The sequence below is a fragment of the Pirellulales bacterium genome, from assembly GCA_036490175.1.
Lineage (GTDB): Bacteria > Planctomycetota > Planctomycetia > Pirellulales > JACPPG01 > JACPPG01.
The window spans coordinates 1-14438 of record DASXEJ010000132.1; the positions used below are offsets into that span (position 1 = coordinate 1).

Below are 14438 nucleotides of genomic sequence, written 5' to 3' on the forward strand. Positions count from 1 at the left end.
CACTCGTTCCCATCCAGACGTTGTCGGGCCACTCCAGGCTCGCGGCACACTCGGCAACACGCTCCGGCCGCTTGGTCAGGATTTGGAACGTATGTTGTGACGCCTGACGCATAACGGCAAAGCATCGTTGGATATAGGCGAGCGGAACGTCTTTATGAAATAGGTCGCTCATGGAGTTCACAAAGATGACCCTTGGCTTCTTCCAATGCAGCGGCGCTTCAATCGCGTCAGGCTGCAAGGTCAGCTCAAAGGCATTGCGATAGCGAGGTTGGCCCATGGCCTGTAGACGATGCGCCATGCGCTCCGCGTAGCAGAATTTGCAACCCGGGCTGATCTTTGTGCATCCGGTAACCGGATTCCACGTCGCTTCGGTCCACTCAATGGCAGAGTTCTGCGCCATGGATTGTGCCCTTTTTGGGAGAATTAGCGCAGCAGCAATGTATACAAACGTATACACCCATGCGCACACCCTGTCAATCGAGATGCGACGCGGGCAAATGCCGCGTGAGATAAAATGAATGTCCACGCTACCGCGCCGTGGCGATCGCCTCGGCGGATTTCCAGCGGGTGCCGTCGCGCTCGATGCGGTGGTACAGCGTGTCGCGCTCGACCGGTTCGCGGCCTGCTTCGACGATCAAACGGCGGATCTCGTCGACGGTGAGAACTTCGGGCGTTTCAGCCCCGGCGTCGTGATAGATCAGCTCGTGGCGGACGGTACCGTCGAGGTCGTCAGCCCCATACGCGAGCGCCGTTTGCGCCGTGCCGACGCCGAGCATGATCCAATAGGCTTTGATGTGATCGATGTTATCGAGCATCAATCGCGCGAGCGCCATCGTGCGCAGATCCATCACGCTTGACGGCTTGCGAATATGGCTGAGTCCGGTGTTGTCTGGATGGAAGGCCAGCGGGATGAAGGTCTGGAATCCGCTGGTCTGATCCTGCAACTCGCGGAGGCGGATCAGATGATCGACGCGATGGAACGAGTTCTCGATGTGGCCGTACAGCATGGTGCAGTTAGTGCGCAGCCCCAACTCGTGCGCCGTGCGATGGATGTCGAGCCAATTCTGTGCGTCGGCCTTGTGCTCGCAGATTTGGTCGCGCACCTCGGGATGAAAGATCTCGGCTCCGCCGCCGGGCATGCTTCCCAGCCCGGCCTGCTTCAGATCGACCAGAATATCGCGCATCGACCAACCGGTAAGGTGTTGGAACCAGTTGATCTCGACCGCGGTCCAGGCCTTCAGATGCAGGGCCGGATACGCTTCGTGCAGGATCGAGATGATGTTGCGGTACCAGTCGTATTTGCGCTGGTGGTGTAGACCACCGACGATGTGCATCTCGGTGCAGCCTGAGTCGAGCGCCTCGCGGCCGCGCTCCAGGATCTGCTCGTCGCTCATCAGATACCCTTTCGGGTCGCGCAGATCAGAACGAAATGCGCAGAACGTGCAGCGGTAGACGCAAACGTTGGTGGGATTCAGGTGGGTGTTGATGTTGTAGTAGACGTAATGCGCGTTTTTGCGTTCGCGCACGAGATTTGCCAGAGCGCCGACTTCATTCAACGGCACGGCCGGATTATCGAGAAACATGCCGTCGTCAAACGACAGGCGTTCGCCCGCTTCGACCTTGGCACGAATCGATTCCAGCGACGGTTGAGTGGTCTTAATCATGAATCATCCTCGGCGGGAAAACCGCCCTATCTTGTCTGCTTCTTTTCTTGTTGGTTTGCCCTATCCTAACAACAGCTCGGTTAGCGGCAAATGCCGCTCGGACGTCGGCGATTCGGCGGCCCCTATTTCATGTACAAATCCAGGGCCCCCACGACGAACAGGCCAACGCTGACGATGGCGTTGACGTTGAAGAAGGCGACGTTGACGCGCGTCAGATCGTCGGGGCGGACCAGCCAATGTTCGTAAACCAAAAGCAGCGTCACCGCCGCGATGCCTGTCAGATAAATTCCGCTCAGCAACGGGTATACCACGGGCAATAAGAACAACAGCGCCACCGTGCCCAAGTGGCAGACCGCCGCCAGCCGCAATGCCCCGGCCACACCCAGCCGGGCGGGCACGCTGCGCAGACCACGGCTTTGGTCGTACTCGACGTCCTGGCAGGCGTAAATGATGTCGAAGCCGGCGACCCACAGCAGCACCGCTCCGCCGAGCACCACAGGAGGCCACGCTACTTCACCACGGACAGCAATCCAGGCCGCCACCGGAGCGAGCATGAGCGCCGCCCCGAGCCAAAAATGGGCAAGCGCCGTGAATCGTTTCGTATAGCTGTAGCCCAGCAGAAATGCCAGCACCGGCAGCGAGAGAATCAGCGGCAACCGATTTGGCAAGAAAAGCAGCGTGGAGGTAACGAAGGCCACCGTGCAAGCAACTGCAAATAGCGTAACGCTGGCTACGCTCAACAGCCCTGCAGGCAAGTGCCGCCCGCTGGTACGCGGATTCTCGGCGTCGAACTTTCGATCGGCCAGCCGATTGAACGCCATTGCCGCGCTGCGGGCAAACACCATGCACAAGACAATGCCCCCCAACTCCTGCCAGCGCCACAGAACGGGCGGCTCTGCGTGCGCCGAAAGCGTCCACGCCATGACGGCCGACAGCAGCGCAAACGGCAGCGCAAAGATGGTATGGCTGAAACGGATCATCTCGAGAATCATGCGCAGGCGTTGCATCACGCGGTCCGTACTTGTCGTCTTTTTTTGATTCAGAGGATGATGATCCGCAGAGGACGCAGATTTTGCATCTATTAATTGTCGCCCCAGCGTTTCATCAATGTTTGCGGCACGCCCAACTGATCGCAAATACGGGCCACCACGAAATCGATCAAATCGCGGATCGAATTCACGCCTTGATAAAAACCGGGCATAGCCGGTAGCACCACGGCGCCGGCTTCGACGGCACGGCGCATGTTGTCTAATTGCACTAGCGAGAGGGGGGTTTCTCGCGGCACGAGGATCAACTTGCGGCGCTCCTTTAGATGCACGTCGGCCGCACGGTGGATCAAGTTGCCCGATGCCCCGTGGGCGATCGCGCTGAGCGTTCCGCCCGAGCAGGGGCAAACGACCATGCCGTCGCTCAAGGCCGAACCGCTGGCCATCTCTGCAAAAAAGTTCTGATAGTGGTGATAGCGCACGCGGCCGGGCACGCCACTGTGCGCAGCCGCCGAGGAGCTTGCGGCCATGGCGCTGCCAGACGGCGCGCCGATATGCCAGGCGTCGACGCCGATGAGTTCGCGAAGTTTCTCGAACCGTGCGAGAGCCGCCAGCTCCTTGCGCGTCGGCAACAGGCTGTCTAGACGGAACTCGGCCAGATCGATTTCGATCCCCAGTTCCTGGCGCAGCACCGCCTGGCCGGCCGGGCTGATCGACAACTGCACATCGCAGCCGGCAGCCACTAGCACATCGAGCAAGCGAATGGCGTAGACCACTCCACTCGCGCCGGTGATGGCGACGACAATGTTGCGTTTCATTTCGCACCCACGTACAGGGTGGCCACGCCCAAGGTCAGCGGATAGTGCCGCACGTCGTGCAAACCTGCGGCGCGCATCCGCTCGGCCAAGGCCTCGCCCGAGGGGAACTCATCGACACTTTCGGGCAGATAATTGTAGGCGTCTAGCCGATTGCGCGCGAGTGCCTGGCCGATGCGCGGCAGCACGTTGCGAAAGTACCAGCCATAGATCGCGCGGAACGGCTGCCAGCGCGGCTGCGAGAATTCGAGCACCGCGACATGCCCGCCCGGCTGGCACACGCGTACCATCTCGCGCAAGCCGCGGTCGGTGTCGGTGATATTGCGGAGGCCGAACGCGACACAAACGATCTCGAAGTGATCGTCCGGCAGCGGAAGCCGCTGAGCGTCGGCCTCGAGGAAGCCGAGTTGGCCATTGGCGCCAGCACGGCGGGCCTTGGCCTCGCCAATGACAAGCATCTCGTGGCAGAAATCAGCCCCCACTACACGGGCGGTCCCCCGGCTGGCCCGCAAATAGGCGAGCGCCAGGTCACCGGTTCCGGTACAGAGATCGAGGATCGGCCCTGCCGCACGCGGTGGCACGCGACGCACGGTCCTCCACCGCCAGTAATGGTCGATCCCCATCGACAGCAGGTGGTTGAGAAAATCGTAGCGACCGGCGATCTCGCCAAACATGCGGCGTACCCGAATTTCGGATTTATCGACGGCCATAAAGCTAGAACGACGGAAGGAATCGCGATGGTTTGGGCGGCGCCTGCAGGACGTTGGCCGTTGGTAGGGCCGCCGTGCCTGACATGGCCCCCGGCGGCATCCCGCTCGGCTACAGAGCTAACCGCTGGCGGCACTTGATCATAACAGCATCCGCACGGCTGTTGAGTGGGGTTAATTCGCCGCGGAATGGCCGGTCTTACAACCGAGCGTCTTGCGGCCGCGCAAAGCGGTATCCGCCGCCAGCCCCCTGCGCTATGATTCACGACATTCCCAGGAAACACGCCATGCCTACGATTCATGTCCATTTTTTACCGCGGTTGACCACGCCCGAGGCGCTGAGCGGCGCCACTGTAGTGGTGATCGACGTGCTGCGGGCCACGACCACGATCACCACGGCCCTGGCCGCGGGGGCCGCGCAGGTTATTCCGTGCGGCGAATTGGACGACGCCCGGCGGATACGCGAGGAGTTTGCCGCAATACGGCCGTCGGTTGCGGCCCTGCTCGGCGGCGAGCGCGGCGGCCTGCCGATCGAGGGCTTTGACCTGGGAAACTCGCCCGCAGAGTACACGCCAGCCCGAGTCGAGGGACGCACGATCGCGTTCACCACCACCAATGGCACCCAAGCGATGCTGCATTGCCGGCAAGCGTCGCAAGTACTGCTGGGTGCGTTCGTGAATCTGCAAGCGGTGGTAGCACGGGTGCGCAACGCAGAGAATCTTCACATTGTCTGCGCTGGCACCCAGGGAGAGATTACGCGTGAAGACGTGCTGGCGGCCGGCGCCATCGTGCATCGGCTGATGCTGCCCGACGACCCGCACGCCGCCGGAGCCTGGTCGCGTGTCGAGTTGAACGATCAGGCCCGCCTGGCGCGTGATGCCTGGCAGGCCGCGCTGCCGCCGGCCGAGTTGCTGCGATCAAATGCCCCGCCCCAGTGGCTCGCCAAAACCTTGGCTGAGACCAAAGGAGGGCGCAATCTGACACGCGTGGGTCTGGCGCAAGACATCGCCGATTGCGCGGCGCTCGATCGCTATCCGATCGTGCCCGAGCTGGATATTTCCCGTTGGCAGATACGGGCCTGCGAGTCGTCTTAAGAAGCCCCGCGTTGCCCGGCATCGCCGCGGCGCCCGGGATGGCCTGCGGTCAGACGCGGACCTTGGCGTAGTTGGCCCTAACGTACTCGTCGGCGTCGTCCAGCGATTCAAAGCGCATGGCGTCCGCGATGTTCGCCGACCAGTTCGTGCCCGTCCAAACCTGATAGTCTTGTTTCAGGTGGCGTGGCGCGCGCTTGGCGGACGCTTCTGCCGTGTGGTCCGACGAAATGACAAAGTGCCGGTCCTGGGGTCGCGTCAATATGCCCATGGCTCTCGCTCCGCTGTCCACTGAACGCTACGCGTCGTGGGAGATTGGATAACGGATTTCGTACCTGGTCATGCCGTTGACCTTCTGTGCCAATTCCTTGACGAGGGAGTTCTCGCGGTACTCGGCAATGCTCATGGAATGCCGTGCCCATTGGCCGGCTTTGAACATAAAAGTATCTTTGTCGGCATTTTCGAGCAGGATAAACGGCTTATCGTATTCGGTCTTGGCCTTTCGCTCGATAGCGGCTGCGGCACGACGTTCAGCCGGTGCGGGCGCCGGAGCAATGGGCCGCGGACTATGTCGCTTGTCGTTGTATCTGCGCTTTTTACCCATCAGTGAACGCTCCTAGTGCTTGTCGAGTCCGAACCCGGCGTCTTGAGCAGCTAACTTTATTGCGATCGGAACGACACCGCTCGGCCTGGCGTCACGGTAAACTTTCCCGTCGGCGTGCCGAGCACTCAGGTGCCACGGGCAGTCGAACTAAATACGTCCGCTGCTCACACTTCTGCGCGCTGATAACTAGGGGTAGCGGTCGCCGCGTTTTGGCGCACGGTCTTCGCGCCGCTTTGCTTTAATGACTGTCAGCGTGCAGCCATTTCGACCCGCTGCGCAGCTCCTCACAAGTGCAACTCAATCAAAATCCTGGCCGAGATCGGACACGGGCCAAGATGGCATGCTGCCAACGAGGATAGAGCAGGGGCGGCTGCAAGAGCGACAAGCGCGACTGAACCCTTTACCGAGCAACCGTACTGTAGCAGCTTGTGGTCAAGATGCGATAGACGATCATCGGATTAGCCGCCTTCGACAGCACAAAAAGGCCTGTTCGGCGAGATTTTGCCGCTCGTCGACGTCCTTGATCTCAATAATCGTCGGCCGGAGGACACATTGGTGGACGAAACTCGGTCAAAATCAGCTTAGTTTTATGCTGCCCATTCTCGGGCTGCATTCAAGCTGGTATAATGCAGTGCCGATATGGATGGGCGGCGCGCGAGCAATGTGCTCGACGCATTTCGGCTCTCACGTCAACTCGCCAGGCGAATTGACGATTCAGTTGTTGGCTAAGTTGTCGACAAACTGCGGAACACACTCTTGTCGTTCCGGCTCTGGGTCCGTCACATGCGACGGTATCCGCGTTGAAACCGATTCTTCCAAGGAACGAATCATGGCACGTGACATTGACTATGCGGCGATCGCGGTGAACCGCGCAATTGTGGAGAAGTTCGGTCGTAGCAACGACCTGCAGAAGCTAACACTCACGGCTGGTGAGAAAACGATCGCCGTTTGCGACGGTGAGTGCACCGTTGAGGGAACGAGAGATAATCTGCTGGCCGCCTTGCGCCGCGCCGAGACGTACGCGGATTTCTGGCAATTGGCCCAGCCCGCGGCATAAAACCCGACAAACGATCGCGGCTATTGCGGCCTCCCCGCGCTACTTTTCCGGTCCCGCCGCTCTGCGCGTCATCGACAGCCTCAGCCTGTTGCCGCGACGATGTCGAATCGACATGACGTTCCCGGTTCACGCTGAGAACATCCGCATGACACATGCGGTCGTTTATCTGCGACAACAGTATGGCGATTCGCGTCAGCCACTGATCGTGGTCATAGATCGGCTGAACGTCTGTCGTGCGGCCGTCCGCCAACTGCGTCAATCTGGTGCGCGTTGGTTGCACGTCGAATGGCTGCCAGTCTAGGCGCGGGAACTCAATCCTATCGACGCGATTTGGCCGTATGCCAAGTACCCCAGCGTGGCCAACTTCGTGCCCGACGACGTCGATCATCCGCGCCATGTCATGATCGAATTCCTCGGCGACCCGCAATGGGCAACCGCCTCAAACGCCTTTTTTTTAAAACTGAGGAATGGCCGCGATGAGCCTGAGTGCGGCTCATCGGCCGCACGGACCGGAGGAATATTCGCCTCGACTGGCTGGCTCGTCGTGAAGTTTTTCGATACTACAAGTGCTACGGGACGTGACGGTCCCCGCGTCTGCCTAACGCGTAGACCCTCCGGCACGAACGCCAAAGGGTCGGGAGGGGTTCTGCCTCCGACCGACAGGCGGCAATATGCGATTACAGAGCCCTACAGATCAGGAGACTTGTCATGAAAATCGTCGTCATCGGCGGCAGCGGTCTCATCGGGAAGAAACTCGTGAACAACCTTCGTGAGCGCGGCCAGCAAGTTGTGGCAGCCTCTCCCTCATTAGGCGTGAATACACTGACCGGCAAGGGCCTGGCTGAAGCTGTACACGGCGCGGAGGTCGTCGTCGATGTCGCGAACTCGCCGTCGTGGGAGGACCAGGCGGTTATGGAGTTCTTCGAGACATCAACGGGCAATCTGCTGGCTGCGGAAGCATCCGCCAATGTGCGGCATCACCTGGCACTGTCGGTCGTCGGCACCGAGCGCCTCCTGGCAAGTGGCTACTTCCGCGCTAAGATGGCGCAGGAGAATTTGATCAAGGCTTCTCGCGTACCGTATACGATTGTTCGCGCAACGCAATTCTTTGAGTTCGCAGGGGGCATCGCCGATTCGGCAAGCGACGGGAAAACGGTTCGCTTGCCACCCGCTATGATGCAACCAATCGCGTCGGAGGATGTCGCTAGCGCGCTCGCCGATATTGCCGTTCAAGAACCTTTGAACGGCACGCTCGAGCTGGCGGGCCCCGAACCGATCCGCATGGACGAGCTCGTCCAACGATTCTTGACCGCACGCCACGATGCGCGGCGCGTGACGACCGATGTTCAGGCGCTCTATTACGGAATCAAGGTGAATGATCAAAGTCTCACTCCCGGTGACCACCCGCGTATCGGCCCGACACGCTTCCAAGAATGGCTGAACCGCTCGGCGTGAGCAAGTTCCGGACGTGCCGCGCACATTCGGAAAAAATTGACGGGGCATCAAGTGGGAAGTCGAGGATAACGACCGAATAACGTGACGACCTGACGCCCTCTCGCGCGACCGGCTCGGGCTTGCCACAAGCGGACGAGCTGCTCGCTGAAAATCACCAAGATACACCGCGTTCGCATTGACCGGCGGATTGACCGAGAATGACGCGCACGCGTTTGAGTGAGTTCCTGCGATAACGCCGAGGCGGCATCCCCTAGTCTGTGACCTACCGGTATTGAGCAGAAGCATTCTACTACCAAGTCAGGTATCATCAGGTGGTTCTCGAAGTTGCCATACTCGACGTTGTCCCGGGTCAGGAAACCGCCTTTCAAGCGTCGTTTGCGCAAGCGCAACACATCATTTCATCCATGCCGGGTTACCTCAGCCACAATCTCAAGCGGTGTTTAGAAAAACCGTCAAGGTACATCCTCCTGGTTTCTTGGGAGAAGCTTGAAGATCACACGGTAGGATTTCGCGGATCGGCGGAATATGGGCGGTGGAAGTCGTTGCTGCATCACTACTACGATCCGTTTCCAATGGTCGAACACTACGTTGACTCCGGCGTCTAGCGACCGCCTTCGATCCAGAATTGGCGCGGCAGTTCCGCAATCTTGTACGTAGCTGCAGATCGTGAAAAAGACAAATGCTCACCGAGACGTTCCAGAGACGAAATATCTAGACCGAGCCCAGGCGGGCGCACAGGCGCTACCTTTGCCGGCGTCGATGTCAGCTTCGGCCAGAACGTTCTGTTGACTGTCTGACCCTCGTACGGAAAATCGCATCGTCATTCGATCCATCCAACCGCGTATCTTCCAGGTTTCGCCTTTCGGCCTCCAACCGACAAAGAGCTCACTTATGCGACTTATCACGCTAACCGGCTTGCTGATTTGCTCATTGGCTGCCACCCTCCGCGCCGCCGGCAACGACGCCGACCGTTTCCTGGAAACCGCCAAGAAGTTGATCCAGGCCATCAATAGCGATGACTCGCCCGCCATCCAGGCAAGCTTCGGCACTCAGATGCAGCAAGCGTTGCCGCCCGACAAGTCCACTCCCTTTTTTCGCCAACTTGTGACCGCCAAAGGCAAGTTAAAAGAAGCCGGCGCGCCACAAGTCGCTGGTTCCACCGCCATCGTCCGCGTGACGGCCGAGCGCGGAGCTTGGGACTTCAAAATCACCCTGGAGCCCGCCGGAAAAATCGCCGGACTGCTCGTCACCCCGGCTGCGGCCAATGCGCCCGCGCCCGCTTCCGGCCCGCGATTTACCAAAGTGGTCAACAAACTTATCCAGGCGATCAATAACGACGATGCCGCAGCCATCCAGGCAAGCTTCGACGCTCAGATGCAGCAAGCACTGCCGCCCGACAAGGCCACTCCCTTTTTCCGCCAGCTTGTTGCTGCCGTCGGCAAGTTGAAGGAGGCCGGTGTCCCTCAGGTCACCGGATCCACCGCCATCGTGCGCGTGACGGCCGAGCGCGGAGCTTTGGACTTTAAAATCGACCTGGAACCTGCAGGCAAAATATCGGGACTCACCGTGACTCCGCCTGAGTCCGTTCCAGCGGTCGACGCGACGGCCGTCCCGCGCAGCCGCACCGCCATGCAACTTCCGTTTCGAGGCGAGTGGTACATCTTTTGGGGCGGAGACAATGAAAAGGTCAACTACCACGTCGGCGTGCCTGGCCAGCGCCGCGCCGCCGATATCATCATCAGGGGCGCCGACAAACGCTCTCACAAGGAAAGCGGCCGACGCAACGAAGATTACCTCGTCTACGGGCAGCCAATCCTGGCCGCAGCCGCCGGAACCATCGTCACCGCGATCGACGGCGTCCCCGATAACGAACCGGGTTCAATGAATCCTTTGTGCGCCGTCGGAAACTGCCTGATTATCGACCAGGGCTCCAACGAGTTCGCCGTCTATGCACATCTCAAGCCCGGCTCACTGCGCGTCCGCCGCGGCGACAAGGTGCGCCAGGGCCAGGTGGTCGCCCTCTGCGGTAACAGCGGCAATACCAGCGAGCCTCACCTCCATTTTCATCTGCAGGATAATGCCCTTCTGCAGAACGGCGCCGGCATCACCCCCTATTTCACCAACGTGAAGTGCCGCCGCGGGGATGACACTCTAACGGATGAGGAATACACCTTTCTGCAAGGCGATTTCATTCAGCCCACAACCAAGAAGTAACGCCGGGCTGATCACGCGGCTCGCTGTCGCGGCGAGCGGGCCGTGGTCAAATTACTCAATGGCCAGTTTCTGAATCCTCGAATTCCGGGCATCGGCCACGTAGAGATGGTGCTGGCTGTCGAATGCCAGTCCGTGAGGCAGCCGAAATTGGCCCGCTTCTGTTCCCTCGCCCCCCAGTCTGCAAACAAAGTGCCCTTGGGGCGTGAACTTGTGCACGTAGTGGTTGGTCGACGTCACCCACACCTGATCCTGATAGTCGACCGCGATGGCCAGGGGACCTGGCATGTACTTGTGACCGCCAAAATGTCCGGGCGCCACTTCGTTATCTCCCCAGGCGAGCAGAAACGTGCCGTCGGGATTGAACTTCTGCATGCGACCGAGGGAAGCCTCGGTCGTGTAGAGGTCGCCCTGGCTGTCGAAGGCCAGGAAGTGCGGGCCGCCGCCACGGCCTCGCTGCGAGGCGTTTCCGCCAAATTCACCCGTCGCTACGCCATGTTTGCCCCAAGCGCTGATGGGCTCGCCTTGTGGTGATAGCCGCTGCACGCGTTGGTTCGCCTGATCGGCAATATAGATCGATCCATCTCGTCCAAAGGCGATGCCGCCCGGTTGGTCAAACTCTCCGGGGGCGGCTCCCTGCTTGCCGAATTCTCTGACTAATTTGCCGGCCGGATCGTAAACGGCAACTTTGTGCTTCATCATATGCGAGACATAGAGAAGGCCCTCTTTGTCCAGGGCCAGCCCGCCGGGCATGGGATCGGTCTCGAAGCTTCCCAGAAACCGTCCCTCTTGATCGAATTTTTGCACGCGCGATTTGGCCTCGGCGTTGCTCTGCCGGAAGTCGGTAATCAGAATTTCGTCTTTTTGGTTCACCGCAACCGCAATGGGAATGTCGAACTCTCCGTCGCCATGCCCGTTGGTTCCCCATGTCAGTACCACTTGGGGAGTTGATTGGGATTCGTCCTGGCCGTCGGCTCGTGCCCAGAGGGGTGATGAAATGAGCGAAGCGAGCCCGCATCCGCTTACGCTTAAGAAATCCCGGCGGCGCAGTTTCATGGGACTACTCACTGTTTTCTGGCTCGTTCCCGGATAGCCTGTCGGGATTCAATGGTCCCACGGTTTCGTGGACAAGGCAAGCGTTCGCCCGATGCCGGCTCGTTTCAGCCACCGAAAACGGCGGCGGGCCGATAATCTCAAAACAAATGGTCGAGATTACGAGATAGCGGCAAACCCCTCGAACATGTCGCCTGGCTAGGTAGCGTCGTGCTTGCAGAGAACGGCTTTCATTGCCGCACTCTTGGCATAGTCGAGCGGAGTCTTTCCGCCCTTGTTCTTGATTCGTGGATCCGCGCCACTTGCCAGCAGCAGCTTGGCGATCTCTAGCGCACAAGCGCTTTTGCCGGCGGTTGCGGGCGCTCCTGTAGTCGTGACCGCCCGGTGCAGCGGAGTTGATTTGCTCTTCTTGTCAAGAATATTGACGTTAGCGCCATGGGCAATGAGTTCTTTTACCGCCGCGGGACTTCGAAATCGCACGGCGCGATGCAGCGGCGTGACCCCGTTTGCGTCCCTCTCGTTGACGGAGACGCCACATTGGACGAGATGCCGAATGACGAGAACCTGAATCTTGGGATTAGGGGCATGCGCCGAACTCGCAGCCAACAACGCCCCACTCGGATCGCCATCATCGCGGATCATCTTCTTGAGGTCATCAAGCCGCAGTTCAAAAGCTGCTTGTTGTAGTTGGTTCATGGCGTGTTCTGGCGTTCGCCGGTTGCGCAGTCGGCGTGGCGGTTTTGCTCTTCAGTGACGTACGCCAACAGAAAGAGCCCCGTTCATGGAAATAGATGTCACCGCAGGGTGCCGTCACCGCTGCCACAATATCATTATCATTCTTGGATGACCGTGTACGAAATATCGTCCAGGTAGACGTCCTGGCTGTTACCGTCGATCCACGAGGTTACGATGCCGAAGCGGTCAAAATTCGTCGTCTGGTTACTGTCGCTGGAATCCAGAACGAACGTGCTCGACTTGCCTTCCAACATGACGGTGATTCGACCATTGCCGCCCGTGCCGGCCGGTTTGTATTCCATGCTCCAGTCGCGGCTCTTGCCATCAGGTTGAATGGTCGGAAAGTCGCGGACGCTGCCGAGCTTGCTACCGCCTCCCTTTACTCGTAGGACGGGATAAAACCTGAACCCTTCGCTGCTGGGTCCTTCGATATGGATTCCCAAGACGCTTTCGGGCAGACCGTCGCGCTGTGATTCATTGGATCGCATGCTGTCCGCCGCGTTGTAGAAACCGAACAGCGTGGTGCTGTCGCTGACGCCGCGGGTCATGGCGATCTTCCCCGATGCTTTCAGGGGCTTGTCGAGCGTGAGCGGTCCCACGCGATCTCCATAGCAAGCCATTCGTTCGGGATAGCGGCAGTCGCCGCGAAACATCAGGCCGCCAAGCTCGCCCTTATTTTTCCCACCGGCGAAGCTTGTACCGCTGAATCCAAAGTCAAACCGTGGTCGTATGATCCGCGCTGGCGAGGTCTGGCGATTGCTGCGACTGTCCCATTGCGGATCCTGGGCGAAGGTCTCGGCTGGACCGCCGTTGACAGAGATGTCGTCAAACCAGGCCTCCGAGCCGGAATCGGCGCTCTTCATGACATTCATGATGCCGAAGCGGTTGAATTTCGCTCCGTCGTCCTTGTGCGATTCGTCTAAAATGCAGATCGCGGTGCTATTGCCAATCGTCGCAGTTACAACTCCGCGACCCTGCTCGCCCGAGGGATCGTAGCTGAGGGTCCACTTGATGCTTTTCCCGCACGCGAATCCGATCAGATTCATCCGACCGGTGTTCGGATCGACCACGGAAGGAAAGGGCGTAGTATCACCGCCGGCGCGCCATTTTGAGGTGCAGTACTCGACATACGCGAAGAACGATTCACCACGGCCATTCAGCCGAATCGCGATCGTATTGGGAGTTCGCCATTCGTTTAGCGTGTCAGAATTGAAGAAGCCCAGCAGCAGATGGGTGCTTCCCGGGCCGATTTGCATCGTGCCCGCTGCACTGAGCGGCTGGTCGAAGGTCACCGGCTGAATTGCCTGGCCGTAGAAGGCGACTTGTCCGTCTGGCGAGATAAAACCTCCCATCTCGCCGGGCGAGGCGCCGCCGGCATGCCGGGTATCGGCATTAAATCCAAAGTCTTGCCGGACATGCTTCGCTTCGCGCGTGCGAGCAATGCGGTTGTTCGTACCCAGCCAGCCTGGATCGCGATCGAACGACTCGGTCTTCATCGTCATTCCGTCGGTTGGCTCGGCCGCGTGCATTTGCACGTGGGCTGGCCATGTGACGATAAATATGCCGAGCGCCGCGCCGGCAGAAGCCCTGTAAACAATGCTCGACGACATCACGTGTATCTCCTTCGTTAGAAACAGCCATTGTATCGCTCGAAGAGTCGCTTGCTGTCCAGCATTGTTATTCCTGGCGTAGCACTTGCCCCCTTGGGCCGGGCGAATGCTTTTCAACTCCCGTGTAGATCGGAGGCGACAATATGTTGCTTGGCTGCGGCAAGCAGCGCGGGCAGATCGACGACCAGTCACGGCCGCCCGTCATTTCACACAATCGTCCGAGTCTGCCGAACGCCGAAGCTGTTCCATCAACGCGATAGGTTTCTCACGCCGGCAACGAACGTCCTCAACAGATGGCGCCTGTATTTTTTGTTAGATACTTTCACCTCCCATTATTAATGATGACGTTGGTTGCTTTTGCTGTCTCGCGTTTTCTAGCGCAGTTCGCGTGTGGGAAAGATGCCGCAAATACCGCTGACACATAACTTTTAGGTGCCCCACGCAGCGCGC

The 14438-nt window shown here is 59.5% G+C and carries 16 protein-coding genes; 6 read left to right on the top strand and 10 right to left on the bottom strand.

What is annotated here, in order from left to right:
• From VGG64_09995 to ubiE, 5 genes are all read right to left on the bottom strand, one after another.
• Nucleotides 1-526: DUF5131 family protein (locus tag VGG64_09995; protein ID HEY1599923.1), on the bottom strand; the 526-nt coding region annotated here is incomplete at its 3' end.
• A 1-nt stretch (nucleotide 527) separates the two neighbouring features.
• Nucleotides 528-1664 carry an aminofutalosine synthase MqnE gene (gene mqnE, locus VGG64_10000; protein HEY1599924.1) on the bottom strand — a complete coding sequence of 379 codons (1137 nt, stop codon included), beginning with the start codon at nucleotides 1662-1664 and terminating at the stop codon, nucleotides 528-530.
• 122 nt (nucleotides 1665-1786) lie between these two features.
• Nucleotides 1787-2671, bottom strand: coding sequence for a UbiA-like polyprenyltransferase (locus tag VGG64_10005; GenBank protein ID HEY1599925.1), 885 nt, complete (start codon nucleotides 2669-2671; stop codon nucleotides 1787-1789).
• 74 nt (nucleotides 2672-2745) lie between these two features.
• Nucleotides 2746-3468 (bottom strand): flavin prenyltransferase UbiX, encoded by a 723-nt coding sequence (locus VGG64_10010; GenBank protein ID HEY1599926.1) that lies wholly within the window; start codon nucleotides 3466-3468, stop codon nucleotides 2746-2748.
• Nucleotides 3465-4139, bottom strand: a complete 675-nt coding sequence (ubiE, locus tag VGG64_10015) for a bifunctional demethylmenaquinone methyltransferase/2-methoxy-6-polyprenyl-1,4-benzoquinol methylase UbiE (protein HEY1599927.1) — start codon at nucleotides 4137-4139, stop codon at nucleotides 3465-3467. Before ubiE ends, VGG64_10010 begins: the two co-directional genes overlap by 4 nt.
• A 320-nt stretch (nucleotides 4140-4459) precedes the next feature.
• On the opposite strand from ubiE, the gene VGG64_10020 reads away from it, so the two are divergent.
• Complete coding sequence (locus tag VGG64_10020) at nucleotides 4460-5266, top strand: 2-phosphosulfolactate phosphatase (GenBank protein HEY1599928.1); 807 nt, start codon at nucleotides 4460-4462, stop codon at nucleotides 5264-5266.
• A 49-nt stretch (nucleotides 5267-5315) separates the two neighbouring features.
• Here VGG64_10020 and VGG64_10025 read toward each other — a convergent pair whose 3' ends face one another.
• Complete coding sequence (locus VGG64_10025) at nucleotides 5316-5534, bottom strand: hypothetical protein (GenBank protein HEY1599929.1); 219 nt, start codon at nucleotides 5532-5534, stop codon at nucleotides 5316-5318.
• 27 nt (nucleotides 5535-5561) lie between these two features.
• Nucleotides 5562-5867, bottom strand: a complete 306-nt coding sequence (locus tag VGG64_10030; GenBank protein HEY1599930.1) for a hypothetical protein — start codon at nucleotides 5865-5867, stop codon at nucleotides 5562-5564.
• Between the two features lie 829 nt (nucleotides 5868-6696).
• Here VGG64_10030 and VGG64_10035 point away from each other — a divergent pair.
• From VGG64_10035 to VGG64_10055, 5 genes are all read left to right on the top strand, one after another.
• Nucleotides 6697-6924 (top strand): hypothetical protein, encoded by a 228-nt coding sequence (locus VGG64_10035; GenBank protein HEY1599931.1) that lies wholly within the window; start codon nucleotides 6697-6699, stop codon nucleotides 6922-6924.
• A gap of 112 nt (nucleotides 6925-7036) precedes the next feature.
• Nucleotides 7037-7225 carry a hypothetical protein gene (locus VGG64_10040; GenBank protein ID HEY1599932.1) on the top strand — a complete coding sequence of 63 codons (189 nt, stop codon included), beginning with the start codon at nucleotides 7037-7039 and terminating at the stop codon, nucleotides 7223-7225.
• A 407-nt stretch (nucleotides 7226-7632) separates the two neighbouring features.
• The gene (locus VGG64_10045; GenBank protein ID HEY1599933.1) at nucleotides 7633-8379 is read left to right on the top strand and encodes an SDR family oxidoreductase; all 747 of its coding nucleotides are present in this window, start codon (nucleotides 7633-7635) and stop codon (nucleotides 8377-8379) included.
• Nucleotides 8380-8690: 311 nt separating this feature from the next.
• Nucleotides 8691-8984, top strand: a complete 294-nt coding sequence (locus VGG64_10050) for an antibiotic biosynthesis monooxygenase (GenBank protein ID HEY1599934.1) — start codon at nucleotides 8691-8693, stop codon at nucleotides 8982-8984.
• A gap of 388 nt (nucleotides 8985-9372) precedes the next feature.
• Nucleotides 9373-10593, top strand: a complete 1221-nt coding sequence (locus tag VGG64_10055; GenBank protein HEY1599935.1) for a DUF3887 domain-containing protein — start codon at nucleotides 9373-9375, stop codon at nucleotides 10591-10593.
• A gap of 51 nt (nucleotides 10594-10644) precedes the next feature.
• On the opposite strand, the gene VGG64_10060 is transcribed toward VGG64_10055, so the two are convergent.
• The 3 genes from VGG64_10060 to VGG64_10070 all read right to left on the bottom strand — a co-directional run bounded on the left by VGG64_10060 (nucleotide 10645) and on the right by VGG64_10070 (nucleotide 13988).
• Nucleotides 10645-11646 (bottom strand): NHL repeat-containing protein, encoded by a 1002-nt coding sequence (locus VGG64_10060; GenBank protein ID HEY1599936.1) that lies wholly within the window; start codon nucleotides 11644-11646, stop codon nucleotides 10645-10647.
• A gap of 195 nt (nucleotides 11647-11841) precedes the next feature.
• Nucleotides 11842-12339: an ankyrin repeat domain-containing protein gene (locus VGG64_10065; GenBank protein HEY1599937.1), complete on the bottom strand. Its 498-nt coding sequence runs from the start codon at nucleotides 12337-12339 to the stop codon at nucleotides 11842-11844.
• A 137-nt stretch (nucleotides 12340-12476) separates the two neighbouring features.
• Entirely contained in the window at nucleotides 12477-13988 is a 1512-nt protein-coding gene (locus tag VGG64_10070) for a hypothetical protein (protein ID HEY1599938.1), read from the bottom strand.
• Nucleotides 13989-14438 lie beyond the last annotated feature (450 nt).